This window comes from Salipiger sp. PrR002 (assembly GCF_010500775.1).
In the GTDB taxonomy this organism is placed as follows: Bacteria; Pseudomonadota; Alphaproteobacteria; order Rhodobacterales; family Rhodobacteraceae; genus Salipiger.
In genome coordinates this window covers 74,992-98,183 of the sequence record NZ_JAAGOU010000008.1, presented here as the reverse complement: position 1 = coordinate 98,183, position 23,192 = coordinate 74,992, and the positions used below count along the sequence as shown (strand labels likewise).

Annotated in this window: 29 protein-coding genes and 1 pseudogene; 12 read left to right on the top strand and 18 right to left on the bottom strand. The window is 63.8% G+C overall.

The window, feature by feature from the left end; genetic code table 11:
- Positions 1-6 precede the first annotated feature (6 nt).
- A complete protein-coding gene (locus G0A00_RS10550) occupies positions 7-423 on the bottom strand; it encodes a hypothetical protein (protein ID WP_066102082.1) in 417 nt (138 codons plus the stop codon).
- Complete coding sequence (locus G0A00_RS10545) at positions 423-1,625, bottom strand: pyridoxal phosphate-dependent aminotransferase (protein WP_164181060.1); 1,203 nt, start codon at positions 1,623-1,625, stop codon at positions 423-425. Before G0A00_RS10545 ends, G0A00_RS10550 begins: the two co-directional genes overlap by 1 nt.
- A gap of 91 nt (positions 1,626-1,716) precedes the next feature.
- Here G0A00_RS10545 and G0A00_RS10540 point away from each other — a divergent pair, with 91 nt between their 5' ends.
- From G0A00_RS10540 to G0A00_RS10530, 3 genes are all read left to right on the top strand, one after another.
- A complete protein-coding gene (locus G0A00_RS10540) occupies positions 1,717-2,112 on the top strand; it encodes a helix-turn-helix transcriptional regulator (protein WP_066102088.1) in 396 nt (131 codons plus the stop codon).
- A 1-nt stretch (position 2,113) separates the two neighbouring features.
- Entirely contained in the window at positions 2,114-2,389 is a 276-nt protein-coding gene (locus G0A00_RS10535; RefSeq protein ID WP_164181062.1) for a succinate dehydrogenase assembly factor 2, read from the top strand.
- Positions 2,390-2,518: 129 nt separating this feature from the next.
- A complete protein-coding gene (locus tag G0A00_RS10530; protein WP_066102094.1) occupies positions 2,519-3,016 on the top strand; it encodes a MarR family winged helix-turn-helix transcriptional regulator in 498 nt (165 codons plus the stop codon).
- Positions 3,017-3,089: 73 nt separating this feature from the next.
- Here G0A00_RS10530 and htpX read toward each other — a convergent pair whose 3' ends face one another.
- From htpX to G0A00_RS10505, 5 genes are all read right to left on the bottom strand, one after another.
- Entirely contained in the window at positions 3,090-4,121 is a 1,032-nt protein-coding gene (htpX, locus tag G0A00_RS10525; RefSeq protein ID WP_164181064.1) for a zinc metalloprotease HtpX, read from the bottom strand.
- A 68-nt stretch (positions 4,122-4,189) separates the two neighbouring features.
- The gene (locus G0A00_RS10520; protein WP_235953021.1) at positions 4,190-4,900 is read right to left on the bottom strand and encodes a DUF1194 domain-containing protein; all 711 of its coding nucleotides are present in this window, start codon (positions 4,898-4,900) and stop codon (positions 4,190-4,192) included.
- A 57-nt stretch (positions 4,901-4,957) separates the two neighbouring features.
- Positions 4,958-5,392: a VOC family protein gene (locus G0A00_RS10515; RefSeq protein ID WP_164181066.1), complete on the bottom strand. Its 435-nt coding sequence runs from the start codon at positions 5,390-5,392 to the stop codon at positions 4,958-4,960.
- A gap of 238 nt (positions 5,393-5,630) precedes the next feature.
- Complete coding sequence (locus G0A00_RS10510; RefSeq protein ID WP_164181068.1) at positions 5,631-7,055, bottom strand: hypothetical protein; 1,425 nt, start codon at positions 7,053-7,055, stop codon at positions 5,631-5,633.
- Between the two features lie 9 nt (positions 7,056-7,064).
- Positions 7,065-8,090 (bottom strand): hypothetical protein, encoded by a 1,026-nt coding sequence (locus G0A00_RS10505; protein ID WP_164181070.1) that lies wholly within the window; start codon positions 8,088-8,090, stop codon positions 7,065-7,067.
- A 259-nt stretch (positions 8,091-8,349) separates the two neighbouring features.
- On the opposite strand from G0A00_RS10505, the gene G0A00_RS10500 reads away from it, so the two are divergent.
- Positions 8,350-9,180 carry a thymidylate synthase gene (locus G0A00_RS10500; RefSeq protein WP_066102107.1) on the top strand — a complete coding sequence of 277 codons (831 nt, stop codon included), beginning with the start codon at positions 8,350-8,352 and terminating at the stop codon, positions 9,178-9,180.
- A 9-nt stretch (positions 9,181-9,189) separates the two neighbouring features.
- Positions 9,190-9,669, top strand: a complete 480-nt coding sequence (locus G0A00_RS10495) for a dihydrofolate reductase (RefSeq protein ID WP_164181072.1) — start codon at positions 9,190-9,192, stop codon at positions 9,667-9,669.
- A 56-nt stretch (positions 9,670-9,725) separates the two neighbouring features.
- Here G0A00_RS10495 and G0A00_RS10490 read toward each other — a convergent pair whose 3' ends face one another.
- Positions 9,726-10,502 (bottom strand): hypothetical protein, encoded by a 777-nt coding sequence (locus G0A00_RS10490; protein WP_164181074.1) that lies wholly within the window; start codon positions 10,500-10,502, stop codon positions 9,726-9,728.
- 99 nt (positions 10,503-10,601) lie between these two features.
- Positions 10,602-11,048 carry a BrnA antitoxin family protein gene (locus G0A00_RS10485; protein ID WP_235953006.1) on the bottom strand — a complete coding sequence of 149 codons (447 nt, stop codon included), beginning with the start codon at positions 11,046-11,048 and terminating at the stop codon, positions 10,602-10,604.
- A gap of 526 nt (positions 11,049-11,574) precedes the next feature.
- On the opposite strand from G0A00_RS10485, the gene G0A00_RS10480 reads away from it, so the two are divergent.
- The 4 genes from G0A00_RS10480 to G0A00_RS10465 all read left to right on the top strand — a co-directional run bounded on the left by G0A00_RS10480 (position 11,575) and on the right by G0A00_RS10465 (position 14,963).
- Positions 11,575-12,081 carry an outer membrane protein gene (locus G0A00_RS10480; RefSeq protein WP_368667687.1) on the top strand — a complete coding sequence of 169 codons (507 nt, stop codon included), beginning with the start codon at positions 11,575-11,577 and terminating at the stop codon, positions 12,079-12,081.
- Positions 12,082-12,217: 136 nt separating this feature from the next.
- Positions 12,218-12,562, top strand: a complete 345-nt coding sequence (locus tag G0A00_RS10475; RefSeq protein WP_224898749.1) for a hypothetical protein — start codon at positions 12,218-12,220, stop codon at positions 12,560-12,562.
- Between the two features lie 103 nt (positions 12,563-12,665).
- Positions 12,666-14,624, top strand: coding sequence for a DNA topoisomerase IV subunit B (gene parE / locus G0A00_RS10470; protein ID WP_164181078.1), 1,959 nt, complete (start codon positions 12,666-12,668; stop codon positions 14,622-14,624).
- A gap of 117 nt (positions 14,625-14,741) precedes the next feature.
- Entirely contained in the window at positions 14,742-14,963 is a 222-nt protein-coding gene (locus G0A00_RS10465) for a hypothetical protein (protein ID WP_066102126.1), read from the top strand.
- Here G0A00_RS10465 and G0A00_RS10460 read toward each other — a convergent pair.
- A complete protein-coding gene (locus G0A00_RS10460; RefSeq protein WP_164181080.1) occupies positions 14,948-15,286 on the bottom strand; it encodes a hypothetical protein in 339 nt (112 codons plus the stop codon). The genes G0A00_RS10465 and G0A00_RS10460 overlap by 16 nt on opposite strands.
- Before the next feature lie 183 nt (positions 15,287-15,469).
- Between G0A00_RS10460 and G0A00_RS10455 the strand changes: the two genes are divergently transcribed.
- Both G0A00_RS10455 and G0A00_RS10450 read left to right on the top strand, forming a co-directional pair.
- A complete protein-coding gene (locus tag G0A00_RS10455; RefSeq protein WP_164181082.1) occupies positions 15,470-16,192 on the top strand; it encodes a DUF1194 domain-containing protein in 723 nt (240 codons plus the stop codon).
- A gap of 32 nt (positions 16,193-16,224) precedes the next feature.
- Positions 16,225-16,923 carry a hypothetical protein gene (locus tag G0A00_RS10450; RefSeq protein WP_164181084.1) on the top strand — a complete coding sequence of 233 codons (699 nt, stop codon included), beginning with the start codon at positions 16,225-16,227 and terminating at the stop codon, positions 16,921-16,923.
- 78 nt (positions 16,924-17,001) lie between these two features.
- Here the strand turns inward: G0A00_RS10450 and G0A00_RS10445 are convergent, their stop codons facing one another.
- The 4 genes and pseudogenes from G0A00_RS10445 to G0A00_RS10430 form a co-directional block, all read right to left on the bottom strand.
- Positions 17,002-17,199 carry a CsbD family protein gene (locus tag G0A00_RS10445; protein ID WP_066102137.1) on the bottom strand — a complete coding sequence of 66 codons (198 nt, stop codon included), beginning with the start codon at positions 17,197-17,199 and terminating at the stop codon, positions 17,002-17,004.
- Positions 17,200-17,298: 99 nt separating this feature from the next.
- Positions 17,299-17,664, bottom strand: coding sequence for a cytochrome c (locus tag G0A00_RS10440; RefSeq protein WP_235953022.1), 366 nt, complete (start codon positions 17,662-17,664; stop codon positions 17,299-17,301).
- A 180-nt stretch (positions 17,665-17,844) separates the two neighbouring features.
- Positions 17,845-19,320: a bromoperoxidase gene (locus tag G0A00_RS10435; protein WP_235953008.1), complete on the bottom strand. Its 1,476-nt coding sequence runs from the start codon at positions 19,318-19,320 to the stop codon at positions 17,845-17,847.
- Between the two features lie 249 nt (positions 19,321-19,569).
- Positions 19,570-19,746, bottom strand: a pseudogene (locus G0A00_RS10430) (IS5/IS1182 family transposase); the annotation flags it as partial.
- A gap of 29 nt (positions 19,747-19,775) precedes the next feature.
- Here G0A00_RS10430 and G0A00_RS26860 point away from each other — a divergent pair.
- Positions 19,776-19,967 (top strand): hypothetical protein, encoded by a 192-nt coding sequence (locus G0A00_RS26860; RefSeq protein WP_368667686.1) that lies wholly within the window; start codon positions 19,776-19,778, stop codon positions 19,965-19,967.
- Here the strand turns inward: G0A00_RS26860 and G0A00_RS10425 are convergent.
- From G0A00_RS10425 to cydB, 4 genes are all read right to left on the bottom strand, one after another.
- Positions 19,954-20,868 (bottom strand): aminotransferase class IV, encoded by a 915-nt coding sequence (locus tag G0A00_RS10425; RefSeq protein ID WP_164181086.1) that lies wholly within the window; start codon positions 20,866-20,868, stop codon positions 19,954-19,956. The two genes, G0A00_RS26860 and G0A00_RS10425, sit on opposite strands and share 14 nt — an antisense overlap.
- Before the next feature lie 95 nt (positions 20,869-20,963).
- Positions 20,964-21,656, bottom strand: coding sequence for a GntR family transcriptional regulator (locus tag G0A00_RS10420; RefSeq protein WP_164181088.1), 693 nt, complete (start codon positions 21,654-21,656; stop codon positions 20,964-20,966).
- A 228-nt stretch (positions 21,657-21,884) separates the two neighbouring features.
- Entirely contained in the window at positions 21,885-22,013 is a 129-nt protein-coding gene (cydX, locus tag G0A00_RS10415) for a cytochrome bd-I oxidase subunit CydX (RefSeq protein WP_164181090.1), read from the bottom strand.
- A 16-nt stretch (positions 22,014-22,029) separates the two neighbouring features.
- Entirely contained in the window at positions 22,030-23,190 is a 1,161-nt protein-coding gene (gene cydB / locus G0A00_RS10410) for a cytochrome d ubiquinol oxidase subunit II (RefSeq protein WP_066102185.1), read from the bottom strand.
- Positions 23,191-23,192: the final 2 nt, after the last annotated feature.

Here is a 23,192-nt window from a genome sequence, read left to right as displayed (position 1 = left end):
ACCGGCTCAGTCCTTCTGGGCCGCGCCTTTGAGGATCCGGTCCGCCCGCCGCCGCACCAGCACGCTGCGCAGGTCGTGCATCGCCAGCAGCAGCGCATCGGTCACCTCGTCGAGGTCATCATCGCTGGCCTTCGACTGCGCCCATTGCGCGGTGACGTTGAGCCCATCCACTGTGCGGTGAATGTCGTCGAGCGCCCGCCGCGCCAGAAGCGCCTGCCGCGCCTCCATCCACGCGGTGATCTCGGCGGTTTCCTCATCCGAGAGCACATGCTCGCCATGCGGCTTGATCTCGCCCTTGTTGAGATTGACCACGGCGATCTGGTCCATCTCGATGCGGCGCTGCCGGTTCTCGCCGTCCACGCGGAACACCATGGCCCCGTTGTCGCGAACCCGGTAGTAGAAGTCCGGCAGCGCCCCGTTCATCAGCTCAGCCCTTCGCAGAAGGCCGCGATGCGCTTGCACGCCTCGGTCAGCGCCTCATCCGAGGTGGCGTAAGAGATGCGGAACGCCGGCGACAGACCGAAGGCCGCGCCAAACACCACCGCGACGCCCTGCTCTTCGAGCAGCGCCTTGGCAAACGCCTCGTCGTTCTCGATCTTGGTGCCACCCGCCGAGGTCTTGCCCAGCAGACCGTCGATCGTCGGATAGACGTAGAACGCGCCTTCGGGGGTCGGGCATTCGATACCGTCCACCGCGTTGAGCGCGTTCACCACCAGATCGCGGCGGCGCTTGAAGACCTCGACCCATTCGCCAAGGAACTCCTGCGGCCCGTTCAGCGCCTCGACCGCCGCCCATTGGCTGATCGAGCAGGGGTTGGTGGTGCTCTGCGACTGGATCTTGCGCATCGCGGCAATCAGATGCTCCGGGCCGCCAGCATAGCCGATACGCCAGCCGGTCATCGCGTAGGCTTTCGACACACCGTTGACCGTCAGCGTGCGCTCGTAAAGCGCCGGCTCTACTTCTGCGGGGGTGCAGAACTCGAAGTCGTCATAGGCGAGGTGCTCATACATGTCGTCGGACAGCACCCAGACGTGCGGGTGCTTCATCAGCACGTCGGTCAGCGCCTTCAACTCGGCGCGCGCATAACCCGCGCCCGAGGGGTTGGACGGCGAGTTGAACAGGAACCACTTGGTCTTCGGCGTGATCGCCGCGTCAAGCTGCTCGGGGGTGATCTTGTAGCCGCGATCGGGCGCGCCGTCGATGAACACCGGCTCGCCCTGCCCCAGCTTGACCATATCCGGGTAGCTCACCCAATAGGGTGCCGGGATGATCACCTCATCGCCCGGGTTCAGCGTCGCCAGCAGCGCGTTGAACAGAACCTGCTTGCCGCCGGTGCTGACCGAGATCTGCGACGGCGTGTAGGTCAGACCGTTGTCGCGCTTGAACTTGGCACAGATCGCCTGCTTCAGCTCGATGATGCCATCGGGCGCGGTGTATTTCGTCTTGCCGGCGTCAAGCGCGGCGATGGCGGCGGCCTTGATGTGATCGGGCGTGTCGAAATCCGGCTCGCCCGAGCCAAGACCGATAACGTCCTTGCCCGCGGCCTTCAGCTCATTGGCAAGCTGGGTCACCGCCACGGTCGGCGAAGGTTTCACGCGAGAGAGAGTGTCGGAAAGAAAGGACATTATGCCACCGTTTGTATTGCTGCGCCTCATGTCATAGGCTGCGGCCCGACACCGTTCAAGCGACTTCCCCTAGGTCGCGACAGGAGATGTCATGGAAGACGAGAACGACTGGTACGGCCCTGAGGCCGCAACCTTTGGCGACCGCCTCGCCGCCGCCCGCGAAGCCGCCGGGATGGAGCAGGAGACGCTGGCCAAACGCCTCGGCGTGCGGCTCAAGACGTTGCAAGGATGGGAAAATGATCTCTCCGAGCCGCGCGCCAACCGGCTGCAGATGCTGGCCGGGCTGCTCAACGTGCCGATGGTCTGGCTGATCACCGGCGAAGGCGACGGGGTTTCGGCCCCGGGAGAGGAAGAGCCGCAGATTTCACCCGACCTTGATGAAACGCTGCTTGAACTCCGCACGCTGCGCGGCGAAATGCGCGCAGCGGGCGAACGTCTCGGCCGCCTCGAGAAGAAACTGCGCAAGCTCTTGAAGGAAGGGGCGTGAGATGACGGCTCAGACAACCGGGGAAACCCATGAGCATCGGCTCAAGCGGCTGCGGATGCGCTCGATGCGCCGCGGCACCAAGGAAATGGATATCCTGCTGGTGCGCTACTGCGACGCCAAGCTCGACGAGATGAACGCCGCAGAGCTCGACGCCTTCGAGGCGCTGCTGGAAGAATACGACCCCGATCTCTATCAGTGGATTTCCGGCCAGCGCCCCGCGCCCGAAGAGCTGCGCCCGCTGATCGCCGACATCGCGCGCGTCGCCTCGGCTGGCTGATCTGCAAGCGGATCGTGCCGGGCCGGAAAGCGCGACATTCGCGCTTTTCGGCACATCTGACTAGATTTAACGCATTCTTGGTCTTTTCCCGCCAGAACCATTGCTCATTCGGTACTGGCGGAGACGGTCATGAGCATTCACGCTTCCTTGGGCAACCGGCCGGTCACGGGCTTTGTGGCGGGCTATCTGGAAACCCTATCGCTGCTCGAGCGGCTGCACCGATTGCTGCTCGACGTGATCAAAGACGAGTTCGAGCGCGTCGGCATCCTAGAGATCAACGCAGTGCAGGCGCTGCTGCTGTTCAACATCGGCGACAATGAGGTCACTGCGGGCGAGCTGAAATCGCGCGGCTACTATCAGGGCTCGAACGTCAGCTACAATCTCAAGAAACTCGTCGAGATGGGCTATATGCACCACCAGCGGTGCGAGATTGACCGCCGCTCGGTGCGCGTGCGGCTCACAGATCAGGGCCGTCACATCCGCGATCTGGTGGACGAATTGTTCCGCCGCCACTCCGAAGGGCTGGAGGCGCGGCAGATCGTCGATCTCGAAGGGCTGGAGGATGTGAACACGGGCCTGCGCCGGCTCGAGCGGTTCTGGACCGACCAGATCCGCTACATCTACTAGGCGCGGTTATTAGGCTTGATGTACGGGGCCGGGCGTTCGGTCAGCTTGCGATCAGCTCCTGATCAACTCCCGATCAACTCCAGGGCCCCTCGTCGCGGCCGCGCCGTTTGCGCGGCACCGGGCGCGGACGCCCTGCAACGCTCGGGCGGCTCGGCTCCTCACCGTCGAACTCGTCACCCGCGCCGGACCAATCGGCCGATCCTGCCCCACGCGCGGCGCTGCTCTGCGGATGTGCGCTCTGACGAGATCCGCCCTGACCAAAACCACCCTGCGCCGCAAGGTCCTTCAGCGCAGCGATCCGGTTCTCGGTCGCCGGGTGCGTCGCAAAGAGGTTGTCGCGCTTGTGCATATGCAACGGGTTGATGATGAACATATGCGCCGTGGCCGGGTTCGCCTCGGCCCGCAGATTGTCGATCCGCGCCGCGCCGCGTTGGATTTGCCCCAGCGCCGAGGCCAGCCACAGCGGATTGCCGCAGATCTCGGCGCCCGCCTTGTCGGCGGCATATTCCCGCGTCCGGCTGATCGCCATCTGAACCAGCCCCGCCGCCATCGGCGCAAGGAACATCATCGCCAGCGTGCCGACCAGCCCCATGCGGTTCTCGTCGCGCGAGCCGCCAAAGAAAAAGGCGAAGTTGGCCAGCATCGAGATCGCCCCGGCAAAGGTCGCCGTCACCGTCATGATCGCCGTGTCGCGGTTGCGGATATGCGCCAGCTCATGCGCCACCACCCCGGCCAGTTCTTCGCGCGAGAGGCTGCGCATCAGCCCGGTGGTCACCGCCACCGCCGCATTCTGCGGGTTGCGCCCGGTGGCAAAGGCGTTGGGCTGCGGGTTGTCCATCAGATAAACCTTGGGCACCGGCAGCCCCGCATTGCGCGACAGCTGCGCCACCATCTCATGCAGGCCAAAGCGGTCGCCCGGTGCCAGCGGCTGCGCACCATGCATGCGCAGCACCATCTTGTCCGAGTTCCACCAAGAAAAGGCGTTCATCCCGCCAGCAAAGATCAGCGCGATCACCATGCCGGTGCTGCCGCCGATCAGATAGCCCAACCCCATGAACAGGGCGGTCATCGCGGCCATCAGCAGGGCCGTCTTTGCATATCCCATGGATCACACTCCGCGCAGATGCTCTTGCGCCCGATATAGGGTCGCGGCCCCTGCGCGCCAAGCGCGGCCTAGCGCAGTTCCGTCTCGACGGGACCCGGCAGCGCAGGCATGGGCACCAATTCGCCCACCATCATATCATTGAGCTCGCGAAACAGCTTGCGCGTCATCGCGCGAAGAAAATCCTCGTAGCCCGCGGCGATCTCGACAAAGGCACCCGGCCCGTGCCGGACTTCGCCTTCGAAATATTCCACCACGCGCGGGTCCGAGCCCATCACCGCCAGCCCGTTCACCGTCACCCCCTCAAAGGGGAAATGCGTGTAGGCCTGCTGCGGACGAAAGCCGTCATTGGTGATGCCATCGCCCGACACGTCGATCACCCGCCGCTCGCAAACCGGCGCGGTTTCCAGAATGCCAGCGCCGAAACCCAGCGCATAGCCCATCGCCGTGGGGTAGCGGTTGTAGCTGCGCGGTGCGCTCAGCAGCCGGACGACCGCGGCGTCGATCGACGCCTCATCGCTCAGCATCACCCAGTCCATCACAAGCTGCGACTGGTTGCGCCCGCTCCATTCATAGGCCGAGAGGGCGACGGTCCCGCCGCCCTCGAGGATCGCGCGCCGCACGTCGGGATCGCGCAGCGCGCCGGCCAATCCCTCTTTCTGCAGCCGGTACTCGCTGTCATCCACCGAAGAAGAGACATCGAGCGCCAAAAGCAGCGCCAGTCGGCAATGCGTCTGCTGCGCCAGAGCGCCGGTGCCAAAAAAGCCCAACCCGAGACTCAGCCCGAGGCTCAGCCCGACACTCAGAACGGCAGAGAGACGCACCCCCACCGGCTCGGCTCACCAGTGGCCGGTGTTGGGCATGCTCGCCCAAGGTTCGGCGGGGTCCTTCGCATCGCCCTGCTGCAGCAGCTCGATCGACACATTGTCGGGCGAGCGCACAAAGGCCATGTGGCCGTCGCGCGGCGGGCGGTTGATCGTCACGCCTGCGTCCATCAGCGTCTGGCAGGCGGCGTAGATATCGGGCACCGAATAGGCCAGGTGGCCGAAGTGGCGCGAATCCGACGGCAGCCCATCGTCGCCATCCCAATTGTAGGTCAGTTCGACATCGGCGGTGCCATCGTCCTGCTCGGGCGGGCAGAGGAAGACCAGCGTGAAGCGGCCCATCTCGTTCTCGATCCGGCGGCGCTCTTTCAGGCCGAGCAGTTCGTAGAAGGCGATGGATTTGTCGAGATCCTTCACGCGAACCATGGTGTGCAGATAGCGGATCGGCATTTCTTGCCCTTTCGTCTTAGTCGTATTGTCTTCGAGATCGTGTGGTCTTCAAGTCCGGCCATTGATCGTGGCCGCTGGCCTCTCAATGCGGCTGGCCCATCGCGGGACCAGCAAGGCGCATCCAGCACCCCGGCAGCCCGGCCCCCCGGCACAGCGCGCCGCGCCGCGGACCACCGGCCCGGACCCGAGCCCGGACCAATAGGCTAGCAGGCCCGGCCCGCTTGTCGAGACTTCACATTCAGAAGCGCGACTTGAAGCCGAGGCTGAAAGACAGGGTTTCCGTTTCGAACCGGCTCACATTGCTGTCCGAGCGCGCGCCGCTGATATTGAGCACCGGCATGAAGCCAGCATAATCGAGCTTGGTAAACGCGACGTCGACATCGGCGCGGAATGTCTTGTCTTCGCGCCCGCCCGGTACCGGCAGCAGAACACTGTAATCGGGATAGTGGCTTTTGTAGGCGGACAGCGACAGATCAAGCTCGACCGGCCCCAAAGCTTCGGCAGGGGCATAGGCCAGCTGCGCGCCGCGCGTGGTGCGGGCGATCTGGCCATTGTCCGACTCGGCCTCGCCGCCCATCAGCATCAGCGTCACCTTGCCAGGCGCGCCAAAATCATGGCTCAGGCCCAGCTGTGCGCCGCGGGTCTGAACGTCGTTGAACTCGGTGTCCGCGTCGCTCTGCCCCTGCCAAGACACCCCGGCGATCAGCGCGCTGCGCGTGCCCACGGGCTGGATCAGGCTGAACGCCGCACGGCGATAATCATAAGCGCGCTCGCCGCCCTGCCATGCGCGGCCAAGCGTGGCGCTCGCGCCCAGCACCGGACCCTTGTCGCCGAGCCTTCGCCGGTGCTGCACGCCGAACTCCAGCGCCGAGGACCCGAAATCACCATTGTCCACATCCGGCGCCTTGTCCTGCGCCTCGGGGGTGAGCCAGACCCGCCGGGCCGAGCTGAAGCCGCGCAGCCAGGTTTCGGACCGCGCATCGCGCTGGATCGCGTAGCTCAGCGCCAGTTCGCCCTGCGCCTCGGTGCCCGCAAGCGCCTGCGCCGAGGGCGAGAGGATGCCGACCACCGGCAGCCCGTCCACCGTGCTGATCTCTTCCGAAGCGCCGCCATTGACGTTCGACGAAGGCGCGATGCCCAGATTGGCCGACAGCCGCAGCCGGGACGCGCCGCGCAGCGCCTGAAACTCGCGCCCTGCCCGCGCCTCAAGCGCCTCGCTCGGTGCCACCATCAGCGCCCGACGCATCCAGACTTGCGATAGGAAATACCGCTCGTCGCGCGCGTAGGCTGCCGCAATGACCCGCGCCGCCTCGTGTTTTTGCACATCTGTCTCGGCATAGCGCAGCGCCTGCCGCGCGGCGCGGCGGGCCTGCTTGGTATCCCCGCCCCGCAGTTCCGCCTGCGCGATGACGAAATGGCCATAGGCGTCCTCGGGATCGACCCGCAGCAGCAGCGCGCCAAGCTCTGCCGCCAGCGCGAAACGGCCCTGTTGCACGGCACGCAGCGCGGCAATCCGCAATTGCGCCGCCGACAATGTCATGACGGTGCCCTCGGACGGGGCGGCGGCCGAAGCGGCCTCGGGCGCGGCGGTCAACGGAACGGCCGGCGCGAGAAACGCACCGGCCAGACAGACGGCCGCAAGGACTTGGCGCGGCAGAGACATCGGCTGACCTTACGGATTGACCAGCGCGCAGATATCCTCGCGCGCACCGCTCTTGCCGCATTGGGTCAGAACGAACATGCCAACTTCTTCCATATCGTAAGTCTCGTCGCCGTCACCGAAGGGCGCGGTGAGAGACCATGTCAGATCGGTGGTGCCAGCCACATAGGCCGCGTCCTCGCCGCCGAAGATGCCGGCAAAACTGCCCATGCCACCCTCGTCCGGATCCTCTGCCGTGCCGCTGAACACGCCGTCGGCGTCAATCGTGCCCTCGGTCAGGATAACGTCGGTGATCCCGCTTTTCCCGGCCTCTGTCGCGCCACCATAGCCGCGGATGTCGATCAGCGAGCGGTTCATGATCTGCCCGTTCAACGCCGCATCGGCGAAGTTCACGTTCAGGAAAATCACCCCGGTGATCGGCAAGGGCTGGCCCGGAACGTCAAGATCCTCATACCCCTCGGGCAATGTGCCCACCGGCTGCAGGTCGACCCCAGCCTTGGTGATGAGGTTGGTGACGGCGGCATAATCGCCCGCATAGCTCACCTGCCCCTGTTCGGGGTTGGTCGCATCGTCGAAATCCGGCGGATCGAAATCGCCGTCGCGGCTGTAGTAGCCGTCTTGGAACACCTTGTTGAACTGGCCGCCATCGCCGACCGCCGCCGCCGAGACGCTGCCATCCGCGCTCATCCCGCCAAGCGCGAGAAAGAAACGGTCCAGCGGGTCTTCTTGGATCGAGAAGGCCACATAGTCGTCCATGTCGAGCACATCGGTGATGCGGTCATTGCGCTCATAGACGGCCTCCAGCGGCGTCGTGTCGAGCCCGTTGATCCGCACCGTGACGCTGCTCATGTCTTCGGCGAAGCTGAAGCTGGCCACCGTCGCATCGACATCATCCGGCGTCTCGGTGCTGTCGTCGTCGGTGGTCTCACACTCCTGCAGAGGGTTGTCGCGGATACAATCGTCATCCTCGCTGTCGCTGGTCGCTCCGCACCCAGCCAGTAACGCGGCAATTGCCGCAAGTGCCCAAATTCGCTCCATGAAACCCTCCCGCACGCCAATTACCTGCTCGATTGCAATCACACTGAGGTGAACTGCGCCGCGTTTTCAACGGCGCGATTTCCGCCCGGCGCGGGTTCTTAACAAAGTGAGGCAATTCTGCCGCCACAGCATCTCGGCCCGCAGACGCCCCTCACCCCCACATCTGGGGGATTTTTCGCCGCAACCGCCCTAAACCTGCTTTGCCTCCGCGCCGTGATCCGCTATCTCCGAAGGGCACCACGACCAGCCCGGAGGCCCCATGCGCCAGTATCTCGACGCCCTGCGCACCGTGCGCGATCTCGGCACCCGCTCGACCGACCGCACCGGCACCGGCACGATCTCGTATTTCGGGATGCAGTGCCGCTATCCGCTGTCCGAGGGCTTCCCGCTGGTCACCACCAAGAAGCTGCACCTGCGCTCGATCATCCACGAGCTGCTGTGGTTCCTCGCCGGCGACACCAACATCAAGTATCTCAAGGACAATGGCGTCTCGATCTGGGACGAATGGGCCGATGAGAACGGCGATCTCGGCCCGGTCTACGGCCACCAGTGGCGCCACTTCCCCACCATCCGCGAAGAGATGGGCGACGATGGCGCAAGCCGCGTGCTGCTGGGCGAGGTCGACCAGATCGCGCAGCTGGTCGAGATGATCAAGACCACGCCCGACAGCCGCCGCCTCATCGTCTCGGCGTGGAACCCCGGCGAGATCGGCGAGATGGCCCTGCCCCCCTGCCACACGCTCTGGCAGGTGCGGGTGATCGGCGGCAAGCTGCATCTGCAGCTTTATCAGCGCTCGGCGGATATGTTCCTTGGGGTGCCGTTCAACATCGCCTCTTATGCGCTGCTCACGGTGATGCTGGCGCATGTCACCGGCTATGAGCCCGGCGATTTCATCCATTCGATCGGCGACGCGCATATCTACCTCAACCACCTCGATCAGGTAGAGACGCAGCTCGCCCGCGATCCGCGCCCGCTGCCGACGCTGAAGCTCGCGCGCGACGTGCCCTCGCTCTTCGACTTCAAATTCGAGGATTTCATCTTCGAGAACTACGATCCCGCCCCGGCCATCAAGGCCCCGGTGGCTGTGTGAGGCCCGCCCATGCTGACCCTGATCGTCGCCCGCGCCCTCAATGGCGCCATTGGCCGTGACAATGACATCCCGTGGTTCAAGCCCGAGGATCTCAAGATGTTCCAGCGCGAGACCTCCGGCGGCGCGCTCATCATGGGCCGCCGCACATGGGAGAGCCTGCCGGTCAAGCCGCTGAAGAACCGTCTGAATATCGTCGTCTCACGCGACACATCGCTGACCGAGCACGTCGTCGCCTCGCTCGATGAGGCGCTGGATTTGGCAAAATCCGAAGGCTATTTCCGCGTCTACGGCATGGGCGGCACCTCGGTGTACGAGGGGCTGCTGCCCAAGGCCGACCGCCTGCTGGTCACCGAGGTCGATCTGGAGGTCGAGGGGGCCGATGCGTTCTTCCCGGCCTTCGACGAGGCAGCGTGGCGCGAGTTGGGGCGGAAGGAACTCGGCGGAGACGGACCGCAGTGTGTGGTGCGGGAATTGGTGCGCTCACCCTAAGCCAAGATCACAACCTGCGCCTGGAACTATTTCGCCTTCATGCTCGCGCCGCGAATTCAGAGCTGAACTCGAGCCACACCTCCGCTCGCAACGCTTTTTCGAAAAATCCCTAGCATGTCTCCATCACGAACCGTCGAAAATTTGACGCCATCATCGGTCATCCTAATTCGGATGAGAAGCAAATTATAGAAAACTGGCGCTCTACCTTCTACCGCCTGAATATCTATGGAAGCCGCGTCAGATATTGAAAACTTCAAGTTCCCCCAAAACTTCTTTATCGCCGATTCGAATTTTCCGCCCGCAGCTGCTTTCTGATCTACCTGTATACGCAACCGGCTCGCTAGCGTCTGCTCGTAGACCATCGCAACATACAATGGAGCGCCATCCTCCGGCCAACCACGATCGGAGATACCGAGCTCATTTAGCCAAAGATCCGGCCTCTTCCGCCAATCATTTATAAGCAAGGTAATCAAGCCATCGTCGGCGAGGCTCTGCGTAATAGCGTCTTCAAGACTTGCGGATGTGCGGGCCGAAACCTCGGCAACGAGATTCGCTTTCTCGGCTTCAGAGAGTTGCGCACCACCCGCGAACTCCACACCCGATTCCAAGCTCATTTTCAGGTTAGCAGGGGCGTTGTGAATTTTATTCACGCCACTGACCGAGGCCAAAGCAAGTAGTTCACCTCCTTGCGGAAGCCAATGGAAAACTTGACCCAAGGAGGGATCATTCTTAGCGACAAAGCCCCGCTCAGTTAATGCGTTGCCCACCCTCATTTTAGCCGTACACCCGCAGACCAAAACTGATGCGGCCATCAATAGCACCAAAATCCTCATCGTATACTCCGCTTTTTGACGCAGTACATTTGGCGAATTGTTTCTTAAATTATTATTAATGAGAGCCAATTGAAATCGAGGGGCTATCATCCAGCCCCCTCACCCCTTAAAATGCCGCGTCGGGTCCGGAGCCACCTCGGTTCGCACGATATCATTCTGCGTGTCGCCCCAGCGGGTCCGCTCTTTGCGGGCCTGCTCCTCGACCAGTTCCGGGCGCATGATGAAGTCCGATGTATCCGGCCCGTCGAGCACTTTGGCCAGCCGGTAGTGCATGAAGGCGCGCAGCACCCGGTTGATGCGGCTCTGATAGCCCGGGCCCAGCGCCTTGAAGAATTTCACCACATCCGCATCCAGCGCGATGGTGCAGCGCGTGCGCCGCAGATCCCGCCGGTCGGTCTCGCGGCAGATCGCGTGCCAATCGGGCGGACAGCCGCGGCGATCCCACATTCGGTCGAGCAGATCGCGCTCGACCATCTCCATCGCGTCCACCGCGTACTGAAAGTGCATCCGCTCGGTCTTGGTCATCTCGGTCAGCTTGCGTCGCATGGGGGGCTCCTGCGTGGATGTCTGCCTTCGACTGTTGCGCTGGATGGTTAACGCCAGCCCATCGCGCCGTGCGCATGGAATGTGCATGCGCTGTGCATCACTTGTGCCCCCCTCACACGCGGCCCTCTGAATCTGTCCGGCTGAGTCTTTCCGGCGCGGATTTCCCACGCGTCACCCACTCACCAAAGGGTTCCGAAATCTTTCAAACGTAAGCCAAAAATTGCCATCCCCCGCTCACGCGGCGGCTGCATTTGGCCGAGACCCCATCCCGCTGGCGATTTTCGTGGTGGTTCCGCCACAGCACGTTCATGTGACCAACATGTGTGGATCAATCCGACCGAAAGTTTGGTTGTACCCTCAGTCACACGCTCCAGAGCGAGCTTGGACAACACATGATGAACCATAAAGAATATATGGAGCAGACCCGATGAAATTCGCAAAAATCGCCCTCCCGGCAGTCCTCGCCAGCGCAGTCGCAGTCCCCGCGTTCGCCGGCAGCCTCGAGCCGACCGTCGTCGAGCCCGTCGTGACCCCGGCCCCCGTGCCCGTCGCACCGGCACGTGACTGGACCGGCTTCTCCGGCGGTATCCAGCTGGGCTACGGCTCGTTCGACACCGATGGCACGCCCGACGACTACGAAGAGGCGATGACCTACGGCCTGAAGTCCTACTATGACTACGATTTCGGCACCTGGGTGCTGGGTGGTGGCGTCCAGTACGACTGGAGCGACGCTGACCTCGGCGCGGCTGGCGATCTCGACGGCATCCTGCGCGTTGGCGCACGTGCCGGCTACGACATGGGCAACACCATGGTCTACGGCACCGGCGGTTACGCCCGCGCTTACACCAGCGGCGGCGAGATCGACGGCGGCGACTCCGACGGTTACTTCGCAGGGATCGGCACCGAGACCTTCCTGACCGACAACTGGACCGTCGGCACCGAGCTCACCTACAACGAGTTCACCGACTTCGACGCAGACGACATGGAACTGAAGAACACCCAGTTCAACGTCTCGCTGAACTACCGCTTCTGATCGCGGACGTCCGAAGCTGCCAAGCTTTGGACGCGCGCCCGGCCTCTTTCCGAGGCCGGGCGTTTTCTTTTGCGCGCGGCCTCCGCGCCGTTAGGGAATTTGTCATGAAGGCGTTACACTCTTTTGTATGTGGCGCATGTTCTCGATTCCCCGCCGGGACGCCTGCATCCCGGCAGCTTTAGGCCTCGCACTCTGCGGCCTCATGCTGTGCGGGTTTTGCCTGAGCGGCCAGCCTGCAGCGGCCGCCTCGCCCATCGCCGACGCGCTGTGCGAGCCCTCGGCGCATATGACCAAGCGCTTGAAACGCCAGCAGGGTGCGTCCCTCGCCTCCACCGGCCTGCGCAGCCCCGACGAGGTTGTCGAGCTCTGGCTCGATGCGCGCGACAACTGGACCATGGTCATCAGCTACGCCTCTGGCACGTCGTGCATCGTCGCCATGGGCGCCCATTGGTCCAGCATCAAACCACAAGATCCGGCCTGATTCACAGCGTCATCCCCATGATGATGGGGTGCGGGGCTTTTCCCGCCCACTTCGCTCTGCCATACTCGGGTCCAATCAGAATCCGGGAACGAGCAGCAACCACATGGCAGACGATCTTCTCGCCGCGACCGAAGCCACCTCTTACGACGCCTCCTCGATCGAGGTTCTCGAAGGGCTTGAACCGGTGCGCAAGCGCCCCGGCATGTATATCGGCGGCACCGATGAGCGCGCGCTGCACCACATGGTGGCGGAGATCCTCGACAACTCCATGGACGAGGCGGTGGCCGGTCACGCCAACCGCATCGAGGTGGAGTTGCTGGCGGATTATTCGATCACCATCCGCGACAACGGTCGCGGCATCCCGATCGACCCGCACCCCAAGTTTCCCGGCAAATCCGCGCTCGAGGTCATCCTCTGCACGCTGCACGCGGGCGGCAAGTTCTCGGGCGACGCCTATGAGACCTCGGGCGGCCTGCACGGCGTGGGCGCCTCGGTGGTGAACGCGCTGTCGGATTCGATGGTCGTGCAGGTGGCGCGCAACAAGGAGCTGTTCGAGCAACGCTTCTCGCGCGGCATCCCGCAGGGCCCGGCTGAAAAGATCGGCGCCGCCCCCAACCGCCGCGGCACCACCGTCACCTTCCATGCCGACGAAGAAATCTTCGGCCACCACCGCTTCAAGCCTTCGCGCCTGCTCAAGATGGTGCGCTCCAAGGCCTATCTCTTCTCGGGCGTCGAGATCCGCTGGAAGTCCGCCATCGAGGATGGCGACACGCCGATGGAGGCGACCTTCCACTTCCCCGGCGGTCTGGCCGATTACCTGACCGAGACGCTGGGCACGGCGAGCACCTACGCCGACAAACCCTTCTCGGGCACCGTCGACTTCCGCGAGAAGTTCAACGCGCCGGGCAAGGTGGAATGGGCGATCAACTGGACCCCGTCGCGCGACGGTTTCATCCAGTCCTACTGTAACACCGTCCCCACCCCCGAGGGCGGCACCCATGAGGCGGGCTTCTGGTCGGCGATCCTCAAGGGCATCCGCGCCTATGGCGAGCTGGTGAACAACAAGAAGGCGGGCCAGATCACCCGCGATGACCTGATGACCGGCGGCTGCGCGCTGGTGTCCTGCTTCATCCGCGAGCCGGAATTCGTTGGCCAGACCAAGGACCGCCTCGCCACCACCGAAGCGCAGCGCCTCGTCGAAGGCGCGGTGCGCGACCACTTCGACAACTGGCTGGCCTCCGACACCAAATCGGCGGGCGCGATCCTCGATTTCCTCGTGCTGCGCGCCGAAGAGCGTCTGCGCCGCCGTCAGGAAAAAGAGACCGCGCGCAAATCGGCCACCAAGAAGCTGCGCCTGCCGGGCAAGCTGACCGATTGTACCGCCAAGAGCCGCGAGGGCACCGAGCTGTTCATCGTCGAGGGCGACTCGGCGGGTGGGTCGGCCAAGGGCGCGCGCTTCCGCGAGACGCAGGCGCTGCTGCCGCTGAAGGGTAAGATTCTCAACGTGCTGGGCGCGGCCTCCAACAAGCTCAGCTCGAACGCCGAGATTCGCGATCTTTGCGAAGCGCTTGGCGTCGGCCTCGGCACCAAGTTCAACATCGACGATCTGCGTTACGAGAAGATCATCATCATGACCGACGCCGACGTCGACGGCGCGCATATCGCATCGCTGCTGATGACCTTCTTCTTCACGCAGATGCGCCCGCTGATCGACGGCGGTCACCTCTATCTCGCCTGTCCGCCGCTCTACCGGCTGACGCAGGGCGCGCGCCGCATCTATGTGGCCGACGACGCCGAGAAAGAGGTGATGATGGCCAAGGGTCTGGGCGGCAAGGGCAAGATCGACGTGCAGCGCTTCAAGGGTCTGGGCGAAATGGACGCCAAGGACTTGAAAGAGACGACGATGGATCCGGCAACCCGCAAGCTGATCCGCGTCACCATCGACGAGGACGAGCCCGGCGAAACCGGCGATCTGGTCGAGCGTCTGATGGGCAAAAAGCCCGAACTGCGCTTCCAGTACATCCAAGAGAATGCCCGTTTCGTCGAAGAACTGGACGTGTAAGCGGGGAATGTGCCTCGCCGCGTCCGCGACGCTGCGAAATGTGAGTGTAAATCTGTTGTTTTCCGAAGACGGATGTCTCACCCTATGGGTGTAGACCTCAGACACGACCGGCGAGCCATGACCAAAACGATGCTTCTGCGCTTACAGATCACCAGCTTTGTGCTGGTGCATATCCCGCTGATTGCCGTTGCACTCTACGCCCTGAAAGACGGGGTGAGCGGCCGGCTGGACCTGCTGCTCGTGGCGCTTCTGGCGACCGTGGTCGCGGCGATTGCGATCTGGATGACCCTTGGCCGTGCCCTCGGCGACACGTCCCAGCCCGCTCAGAAGAGCGCGTAAACCAGCAGGGCGATCACGCCCAGCTTCACCGCGACGGCAAGGATCAGCCAGCCGCGGTTCTCCGGAGCGAGCATTTCCTGCCAGAAGCTGCGCGGTTCTTCCTCGGCGAAAAGCCGGTTTTGAATGGCGTTGAACACCCGCGGCGGCGGGGCGACCTCATCGACGGGTCCAGCAAAGCCGATCAGACGGCTCTCCCAGAAATCCATCTCGGCGCTGAGTTCGGGGTCACCGGCAGCAGCACGCATCCCCTCGTCCTGCTCCTGCGGCGGCAGGAGCCCGAGGGCAAGTTCAGCAGCAAGTAACGACTTCTCCGAGATAGCCACGAAGTGACCCCCCTAGTGCTGCGGCAGCGTACGCATCCCCTCTGACGTGCCATCGACTGTCCGTCGACTCTGACGCATCCTGAGCCGCAGCGCAATCATAGCGTTACCGCCCGTAGGCCACGTCAGGCTAGGCAGAGCGGATGCAAGATGGCACCCTGTCACGATCCCTGCCTCTACATGGAGATGCCTGTGCGTTCTCTTGTGTTGATCGTAGCTTTCGTGACCTGCCTTTCCATCCCGGCGCATGCGCAGGACACGGACCTTGAACTTGTGCTCTTGGCGGATGCCTCCGGGTCCATCTCTGCGGAGGAACTGCAGTTCCAGCGCGAAGGCTACGCTGCCGCGATCACCGATCCCGAGGTTTTGACGGTCATCGCCGGAACAGCTTACGGCCACATCGCGGTGACCTATGTGGAATGGGCCGCCAATCAGGCGCGGGTGGTGGATTGGACGCTGATCGACAGCCCCGAGGCCGCCCAAGGATTTGCCGCCGCCCTGCTGGACGAGCCGCGTCTGGCCTTCGGGCGCAACGCCATCGGTGCGGCGCTGCTGGAAGGGCTGCGGCAGATGGAGGAGAATGACATCGAGGGTTGGCGGCGGGTCATAGATTTCTCCGGCGACAGCGCCAACAACTGGGCAGGCCCCCCGATCGCCGAGGCCCGCGCCAAAGTGCTCGAGGCTGGCGTCACCATCAACGCCCTGCCGATCCTCAGCCCTGATGACCCCGGCCGCGCGCATGGCGGGCTCGAGGCACTTTATGAAGAGCAGATCATCGGCGGCATTGGTGCCTTTGTGGTCACCGCCGAGACGCGGGGCAGTTTCGCCGAGGCGGTGAAGAAGAAACTCATCCTCGAGATCTCGGGCCTGCCTCCGGGCAATTTCGCCATTGCGCGCCAAACCCCTTGAACACTTGCCGAAAAGCGGCTCAGTCTTTGGTCATGCGCCGCCTCACACAGTCCCTTCTCTGCCTCATCCTGCTGCTGGGTCTCGCCGCCTGCGGCCGCCCCCTGACACCCAATGAGGTGGCCTTCCTGCAGGCCATGCAGGGCCCGCAGATCAATACGGGCAAGGTTCGCTTTCATGACGGTCTCGCCTCGAAAGCGGTCACCTTCGAGCGGCCCGTGCGTCCGCGCCTGACCTGTATGGAGCGCATCTGGCCGCCGTCGAAAGGTGGAACCGTCACCGTCTCTCCGGCGGCGCTGACGCTGTTCAATCACATCTTCTACCGCGAGGATGTCTACCTCGACGACTATATGGCCAGCTACCCCGAGCGCCTGAACCTCTACGGCGCGATGCTGTTTGCCCATGAGATGACCCACGTCTGGCAATGGCAGAACCGCGCCCGTACCGGCTACACGCCGCTGAAGGCGGCCACCGAGCATCAGGTCTCAGCCGATCCGTATCTCTTCGATCCCGAGGGCAACGCGAGCTTCCTCAGCCACGGCTACGAGCAGCAGGGCGCCATCGTCGAGGAATATGTCTGCTGCCAAGTGCTTGACCCCAGCGCCCCGCGCACCTCGCGACTGCGCGCGATGATCTCTAAGGAGATGCCAATCGGCGGGCTCGACGAGATACTCGACAAGGCCGATGTGATCATCCCGTGGAAAGGCGCCGAGACGCGCAACATCTGCCACTGAGCGCCCCCCAAAAACCTCCTGCCCGCGCAGCAAAAAGCGGGACCGAATGGGCCCCGCCGATCGTCGTTTACGCTGCGGTCAGAGGTTGTTCTGCCACTCCGAGACCTGCTTTTCGGCCTCTTCTTTGGCGATCCCGTATTTCTTCTGGATCAGCCCGGCAAGCTGCTCACGGTTGCCTTTGGCCTGCTGCACCTCGTCATCGGTCAGCTCGCCCCATTGCGCGCGTGCCTTGCCTTTGAATTCCGTCCAATTGCCTTCGATCTGGTCCCAGTTCATAACCGGTCCTCCTGAGGTTGCTTATGGGAAAGAAACCCGCGGGAAGAGTGTGCGGTTCCTGCATCCGCTGACGAAGTTTTCGTGACGGCAGGTGAGCGCCTATTCCGCGCGCTGCAGGCTGGTGAGATAGGCCACGAGGTCGGCAACCGGCTGCGTCGTCGCCAGATCATCCTCCAGCTTCACCTCATCCGTGCGATAGCTGAAGAACTCTCCATAGACCGGCATTGGGGACCCGTGGCTGACCAGAGGGTCGCGCCCGTCGATGCGTTTCACCACGCGCTCGAGCGGAAAGCTTCCGCCATTGGCGGCGCTCAATTCGCTCAGGTTCACCGGCTTGATCATCAGCACCCCCGCCATCGGCCCATCGCCGCGCCCTTCGAGGCCGTGGCAGGTGGCGCAATGCTTGGCGTAAAGCGCCTGCCCCGCGTCTGCGTCCTGCGGTCCGGCGGCAACCGCACCCGCCATCAACAGCAGGGCGGCGGCGATCAGCGGCAGCGTCATGGCAAAGGGATGGATCGGCGAACGGCTGCGCGCAACCGCGCGGCTCGCTGCTCTGGGTCTGGCGATGAACATGGCGACCTCCTGTGACTGAGGTCAGACTGCCCCGCCCAGAAGGTCGCCACCTTGATCGGCATCAAGCCGGGCTCAGATCACCGCCAGATGCGCATCGGGACGATCCGCCACCAACGGGAAGCGCGCCGGGCGCCCGTCACGGCGCAACGCCACCTCCGGCGCACCCAAGCGGCCGATGTGGCTTTCGATCCGCAGCGGCTTGCCGTCGAAGTTGGTCAGATCCATCGAGGCCCGTTGCGGCAGTTGCGCCAGCCAGCCGCGCAGCACCTGCAGGGCCAGCGCCTCGCCGATGCGCAGGTTCTGATGGCTCTCGGCCTGAAACTGCGCTCCGCTCGCGGCGGCAGACAGCGCGACATCGGCAGCCAGTTGATCCGCTTCCACTGCCAGATCGAACCCGGGCGCGGGATCGGTCGCCATACGCAGGTGCGGCGCCGGGCGGGTGTTGAAGAGCGCCTTGAACAGCGTCGAGAGCGCCCCGGCCACCACCACCTGCAGCGCGGCGTCGGAGGGATGCCGCCGCAGGCCGCCCACCTCAAGCTCGGACAGCATGTAGGGCGCATTGGCCCGGCGCGTGCGTCCACGCGCGGCGTTCCAGCGGCTCACCCAGTGCAGCAGGTTCGGCGCATAGGTCTGCAGATCTTCTGCCGCGCCGCGCAACTCGGGCGCGGTGCCTGCCGGAATCTCGTCGCGGCCAAGGATCGCCGCCAGCCGCGCCGCCGTCGTAGCGGGCGGGCTGCTGCGATCATCGCGGCCCCGGAGCCGCATCGCCGCCTCGAACGCCCGTTCGGCTCCCTCCGCCATGAGCGACAGAAGCCGCTGGGCGCTCACCGGGTCCTCGCTCCCCTGTGGCTCGAGCCCCGGATCGAACTCGCTGCCCCGGGCAAGAAGCATCAGCGCGGCATTGTAATAGACGCGGCAAGGATGGCTGTCCTGCATGCGGAACGCCAGATCGCGCGGCGTCACCAGCGGCGACATCGCCGAAGGCTCGGCAGTTGCCAGAGCAAGCGCCGCCCCTGATTGCGCGCCGATCCAGTCGACCCACGCCGACATCGGAGCCTCTGCATCCGGCGCGGCGCAGGGCTCTGCCAGAAGGTCCGGCGCACAGCGATCGATCCAGTGGAACAGCGACAGCGGCTGCCCGCCGGGAGCCGCCGGCGCGAGCGTTCCGCGATACATGCTGGCAAGCGTCAGCTGGCCTTCCCGGTTCAGCCGAAGCTGACGCCGCCGCACGCCCGGCTCACCGGGAGTGGCCGTGCGCCGCTCATGATCGTACCAGCTGAGGCTGCGCATCTCGCACAGAAGCTCATGCAGGGTGAACCGGGTGCGGCCATCGATCCAGATCGCGTGATGCGGGTCGGTCATCGCCGAGAAGGGCGTGTCCCGCAGCAGCATCATGGCGTAAAGCTCGGCCATCTCCGCCGCCAGTTCCGCCGAACCCATCTGCGGCGGCGGTGGCAGTTGCACGCAGGGTGGCACCGCGCCCTTGGGGCCGCGACCGCCCTCAATGACCTTGAACCGCTCTTTGTCGGTGTCGATTCGCCCAATCATCGCAAATCCCCCTTCTTCGGTGCTCCGCCGTGCAGGCGTCCGCGCTTTACGATACGTAAACTAAACTTGCCGACACAGCGTGAAGCAGGCGTGATTGGCACAAGATTTCGCAGTGAAGCTGTCGTGAAATATTAATTTTTGTTTCATCTCCCTAGGTGTCAGGGCGTGAAAACAGCACAAATTCCAGAAAGCCTATGAGTTCAGGGCGGGTTGGCCCGCCCCTGTCGGTCCCTCTTTCCACGGGCGCAGTTATCCTGCGGCCACGGCCATCAGGAGTCCGAGTGCGTTGAAACGGTAGAGGACAGCCACCCGGATCTGGGCCGCCGCCACTTGGCGGTCGAGAGCACGGGACTGCAGCTGCTGGCCGAGGAGCTTCGCGCAGTTTGGTTTTGTCTCGACCCTGCTGCGCCGGTGGTACCCGCTCCAGGCACTACGGCCACGCCGCCCGGCATCTAATGGACTGTGGCGCTGCGGATGCCGAAATCCGCGATTCCGGCATCCATCTGTCGCACGCGGATTACCTTCAGAAACCACGCACGACAATCGGCCGTTTAGGAGTGCCTCTAGGACGTGCAAGTCCCCGCGCCTCGGCTCAACCGGCGGCAACAGTGATTGGGCGAGCGCGGCCCTCGCTCAGCCTTCGATGAAGGCTTGGTAGAGATCAGTCATCTTGGCCGTTTTCGGTCCGGGCTTGCCCGCGCCAATGGGACGACCGTCGATGCTTGCAACTGGCGTGATGCCGCCAAGGGTGCCGGTCACGAAAGCCTCATCCGCTGAGTAGACCTCGGAGAGCGTGAAAGGAGCCTCGCGCACGGTGAAGCCCGCATCCTTCCAGACCTTGATCGCCTTTTTGCGTGTGATGCCGTTGAAACAGGTCAGACCATCCGAGGTCCAGAGTTCGTCTCCCCGGAAGATAAAGAAGTTCGTCGAATTGCAGGAGGCCACAAAACCGCGATCATCGAGCATAAGCGCCTCATCGGCCCCCATGTTGATCGCCTGGATCAGCGCCTGGATGAAATTGAGGCGGCTGTGCGAGTTGAGGCGAAGATCAAAGACGTCGGGCGTCGAGCACCGGATGGTCGATGTCATTAGTTTGAGACCTGTAGCCTTCAGTTCGGGGTTCGGCTGCTTCCATTCGGCGACGATCACGATGGTGGCGCCGCCGACGATGAAGCGCGGGTCTTGGTTCGGCGTGGACTTGAGCCCGCGCGAGATCATCATGCGGATGTGGACGCCGTCTTCCATTTTGTTGTGGCGCAGGCACTTCCAGATTTCCGCGACCAGCCCTTCCTTGTCGAAGCCGATATCAAGCTGAATGGAACGCGCGCCTTCGAAGAGCCGGTCGATGTGCTCGTCGATAGCGAGAAGCTTGCCCTTGATCAGGCGGATGCCTTCCCAGACGCCGTCGCCCAACACAAAGCCCGCGTCGAAGATCGAGACCTTGGCCTCCTCGCGCGGGAAGAACGCGCCATTCACATAGATTTCCACGCCGTCGTTGCGCGGGTCTTTGACGTAGCTCTGGGAAGAGGAACTGCTGAGAGGGGTCATGGTGTTACCTTCATTTCGGGGTGTTCAGGACGCGGCTTTGCCGACGTGCCGGATGAGGCTTTACGCCTGTGACGGACGGGCGGAGGGAGTGGCGTTCATTGCTTTGCGCTCTCGGAACCGGGGGTCGCGGCCTCCAGCGACGCGACAAAGGCCATGGTCTTGTCGAGGCCCCGGCGCATGTGGGCGCGGATCTCTTCTGTCATCCGCGCGCAGCTGTCCCCCAGAGCAAGGCGCACGTAATCGTCGTGGCTTTCCCGTTTGGGGCCAGTGATGCCATGGGCGCGATGGTGCTCCGCCCAATAGAGCTGCAATCGCGCACGGATGCCGCTCCAGCTGCTCAGCAAGATGCCGTTGCCGCAGGTTTCATACGCAAGCCCGTGCAGATCAAGCTCGGCGTCGATCGAGCGGATGTCATCTCCCGCATCGATGGCCGCGAGCAGCGTCGCGTGCCGCGCCCTGAGCGCGTCGCGGAAGCTATCATCCCGCCGGTCCCAGATCTGTTCGAAGGCAAAGACCTCCAGACAGATGCGCATGGAATAGATGTCGTCGATATCGCCCGAGGTAAGCCGCAGCACCCGTGTGCCGGTATAGGGGACGGTGACCAGCAGGCCCTCATCCATCAGGTGCCGCATCGCTTCGCGCATCGGCCCGCGGCTCACACCGAACCTTAAGGAGAGCGCGGTTTCTGTCACCGCCTCGCCAGGCTCGAACTCGCCCGAGAGGATCGCAGCCCGCAGCAGACTGCTCAGCTGGGCACCCATTGTTTCGCGCTTGATCATGCCGGTCATCAGACAGTCTCTGGAATCAATCACTAATGTAGATTGTCTACAATCTTAGCGCCCCCAAGCGGAAGCGGCTTTTGGTCGAGCGTTGTCTGCAATCCGGGGCCAAGCCTAACTTCGCTGATCTTTGGCCAATTTTGATGCGGTGCCGCCTGCGCGTGCACCCTGCCCCACCACACCACAAAAAAAAGGGCGGCCCCGCCGGAGCCGCCCTGTCGCATAAGGTCTCGAAGATCAGCGAGCGTCGCCGTTCTCCGCCTCCTCGATCATCCGCGCATCCTCGCGCAGTTCCAGCCACATCGCGTTCAGCACCGCAAAGAGCGCCGCCAGCGGCAGGCCGAGCATCCAGGCAAAATACCACATGGTCTTGTCTCCTTTCTCAGTAAGCGCTGTGCGAGCTGGTCACGTCGTCTTCGGTGACCTTGCCCCAGAGCACTTTGTAGACCCATGCCGTGTAGGCGAGGATCAGCGGCAGGAAGATCACCGTCGCCACCAGCATCACAAAGAGCGTCAGATGCGAGGACGAGCTGTCCCAGACCGTCAGCGAGCTGCGCGGGTCCACCGTCGACGGCAGGATGAAGGGGAACATGGTCAGCCCGACGCTGGCGATCACGCCGAAGATACCGAGCTTCGACCACAGCAGGGTCGAGACCTCCATCCCGTCGCGCAGCCCGCGCACCGCCATGAGAATGCCCGCGAAGCCGAGCAGCGGCGCGACGATGATCCACGGGCGCTCTACATAGGCCATCAGCCAAGAGCCCTCGTGCAGCACATCCTTGAAGAGCGGGTTGGACGGGCCGTCGGTCACGATCTGAGACGTGATGTGGAACCCGTCGATGCCAACGGCCAGCCAGAGCCCTGCCAGCGCGTAGCCTGCCGCGGCGATCAGCCCCGCGACGGTACCGATGCGCTGCGCGCGAAAGGCGATCATGCCTTGGGTCTTCACCGACAGCCACGCCGCGCCATGCATGATCAGCATGGACAGCGAGACCACCCCGCAGAGCAGCGCGAAGGGACGCAAAAGCCCGAGGAACTTGCCGTAGAAGGTGCCGTCATACATCGGCATCAGGTCTTCGGTCAGGTGGAAGGGCACGCCCAGAAGCACATTGCCCACCGCCACACCAAAGAGCAGCGCCGGAGCCGCACCGCCGACAAAGAGCGCCCAGTCCCAGCTGCTCCGCCATTTGGCGCTGTCGCGCTTGGAGCGGTACTTGAAGCCCACGGGGCGCAGGATCAGCGCCGCGAGGATCGCGAACATCGCAAGGTAGAACCCCGAGAAGCTGACCGCATAGAGCGGCGGCCATGCGGCGAAGATCGCGCCGCCGCCGAGGATGAACCAAACTTGGTTGCCCTCCCAGACCGGGCCGATGGTGTTGATCACCACGCGGCGCTCGGTGTCGGTCTGCCCGACGAAGGGCAGCAGCGCCCCGACGCCCATGTCGAACCCGTCGGTGAGGGCAAACCCGATCAGCAGCACGCCCAGAAGCGCCCACCAGATCAGCCGGAGGATTTCGAAGCTGATAAGCTCATGCAAAATCATGA

What these genes read in the sequence shown, in the direction of transcription:
- G0A00_RS10550 (WP_066102082.1), bottom strand. Translation starts at nt 423, where the DNA reads ATGAACGGGGCGCTGCCGGACTTCTACTACCGGGTTCGCGACAACGGG.
- G0A00_RS10505 (WP_164181070.1), bottom strand. Translation starts at nt 8,090, where the DNA reads ATGGAGCGAATTTGGGCACTTGCGGCAATTGCCGCGTTACTGGCTGGG.
- parE (WP_164181078.1), top strand. Translation starts at nt 12,666, where the DNA reads ATGGCAGACGATCTTCTCGCCGCGACCGAAGCCACCTCTTACGACGCC.
- G0A00_RS10510 (WP_164181068.1), bottom strand. Translation starts at nt 7,055, where the DNA reads ATGTCTCTGCCGCGCCAAGTCCTTGCGGCCGTCTGTCTGGCCGGTGCG.
- G0A00_RS10535 (WP_164181062.1), top strand. Translation starts at nt 2,114, where the DNA reads ATGACGGCTCAGACAACCGGGGAAACCCATGAGCATCGGCTCAAGCGG.
- G0A00_RS10475 (WP_224898749.1), top strand. Translation starts at nt 12,218, where the DNA reads ATGTTCTCGATTCCCCGCCGGGACGCCTGCATCCCGGCAGCTTTAGGC.
- G0A00_RS10440 (WP_235953022.1), bottom strand. Translation starts at nt 17,664, where the DNA reads ATGGCGGGTGCGGTTGCCGCCGGACCGCAGGACGCAGACGCGGGGCAG.
- G0A00_RS10435 (WP_235953008.1), bottom strand. Translation starts at nt 19,320, where the DNA reads ATGATTGGGCGAATCGACACCGACAAAGAGCGGTTCAAGGTCATTGAG.
- cydB (WP_066102185.1), bottom strand. Translation starts at nt 23,190, where the DNA reads ATGATTTTGCATGAGCTTATCAGCTTCGAAATCCTCCGGCTGATCTGG.
- G0A00_RS26860 (WP_368667686.1), top strand. Translation starts at nt 19,776, where the DNA reads ATGGACTGTGGCGCTGCGGATGCCGAAATCCGCGATTCCGGCATCCAT.
- G0A00_RS10545 (WP_164181060.1), bottom strand. Translation starts at nt 1,625, where the DNA reads ATGTCCTTTCTTTCCGACACTCTCTCTCGCGTGAAACCTTCGCCGACC.
- G0A00_RS10420 (WP_164181088.1), bottom strand. Translation starts at nt 21,656, where the DNA reads ATGACCGGCATGATCAAGCGCGAAACAATGGGTGCCCAGCTGAGCAGT.
- G0A00_RS10530 (WP_066102094.1), top strand. Translation starts at nt 2,519, where the DNA reads ATGAGCATTCACGCTTCCTTGGGCAACCGGCCGGTCACGGGCTTTGTG.
- G0A00_RS10540 (WP_066102088.1), top strand. Translation starts at nt 1,717, where the DNA reads ATGGAAGACGAGAACGACTGGTACGGCCCTGAGGCCGCAACCTTTGGC.
- G0A00_RS10490 (WP_164181074.1), bottom strand. Translation starts at nt 10,502, where the DNA reads ATGAGGATTTTGGTGCTATTGATGGCCGCATCAGTTTTGGTCTGCGGG.
- htpX (WP_164181064.1), bottom strand. Translation starts at nt 4,121, where the DNA reads ATGGGATATGCAAAGACGGCCCTGCTGATGGCCGCGATGACCGCCCTG.
- G0A00_RS10500 (WP_066102107.1), top strand. Translation starts at nt 8,350, where the DNA reads ATGCGCCAGTATCTCGACGCCCTGCGCACCGTGCGCGATCTCGGCACC.
- G0A00_RS10515 (WP_164181066.1), bottom strand. Translation starts at nt 5,392, where the DNA reads ATGCCGATCCGCTATCTGCACACCATGGTTCGCGTGAAGGATCTCGAC.
- G0A00_RS10425 (WP_164181086.1), bottom strand. Translation starts at nt 20,868, where the DNA reads ATGACCCCTCTCAGCAGTTCCTCTTCCCAGAGCTACGTCAAAGACCCG.
- G0A00_RS10455 (WP_164181082.1), top strand. Translation starts at nt 15,470, where the DNA reads ATGCCTGTGCGTTCTCTTGTGTTGATCGTAGCTTTCGTGACCTGCCTT.
- cydX (WP_164181090.1), bottom strand. Translation starts at nt 22,013, where the DNA reads ATGTGGTATTTTGCCTGGATGCTCGGCCTGCCGCTGGCGGCGCTCTTT.
- G0A00_RS10465 (WP_066102126.1), top strand. Translation starts at nt 14,742, where the DNA reads ATGACCAAAACGATGCTTCTGCGCTTACAGATCACCAGCTTTGTGCTG.
- G0A00_RS10495 (WP_164181072.1), top strand. Translation starts at nt 9,190, where the DNA reads ATGCTGACCCTGATCGTCGCCCGCGCCCTCAATGGCGCCATTGGCCGT.
- G0A00_RS10485 (WP_235953006.1), bottom strand. Translation starts at nt 11,048, where the DNA reads ATGCGACGCAAGCTGACCGAGATGACCAAGACCGAGCGGATGCACTTT.
- G0A00_RS10445 (WP_066102137.1), bottom strand. Translation starts at nt 17,199, where the DNA reads ATGAACTGGGACCAGATCGAAGGCAATTGGACGGAATTCAAAGGCAAG.
- G0A00_RS10450 (WP_164181084.1), top strand. Translation starts at nt 16,225, where the DNA reads ATGCGCCGCCTCACACAGTCCCTTCTCTGCCTCATCCTGCTGCTGGGT.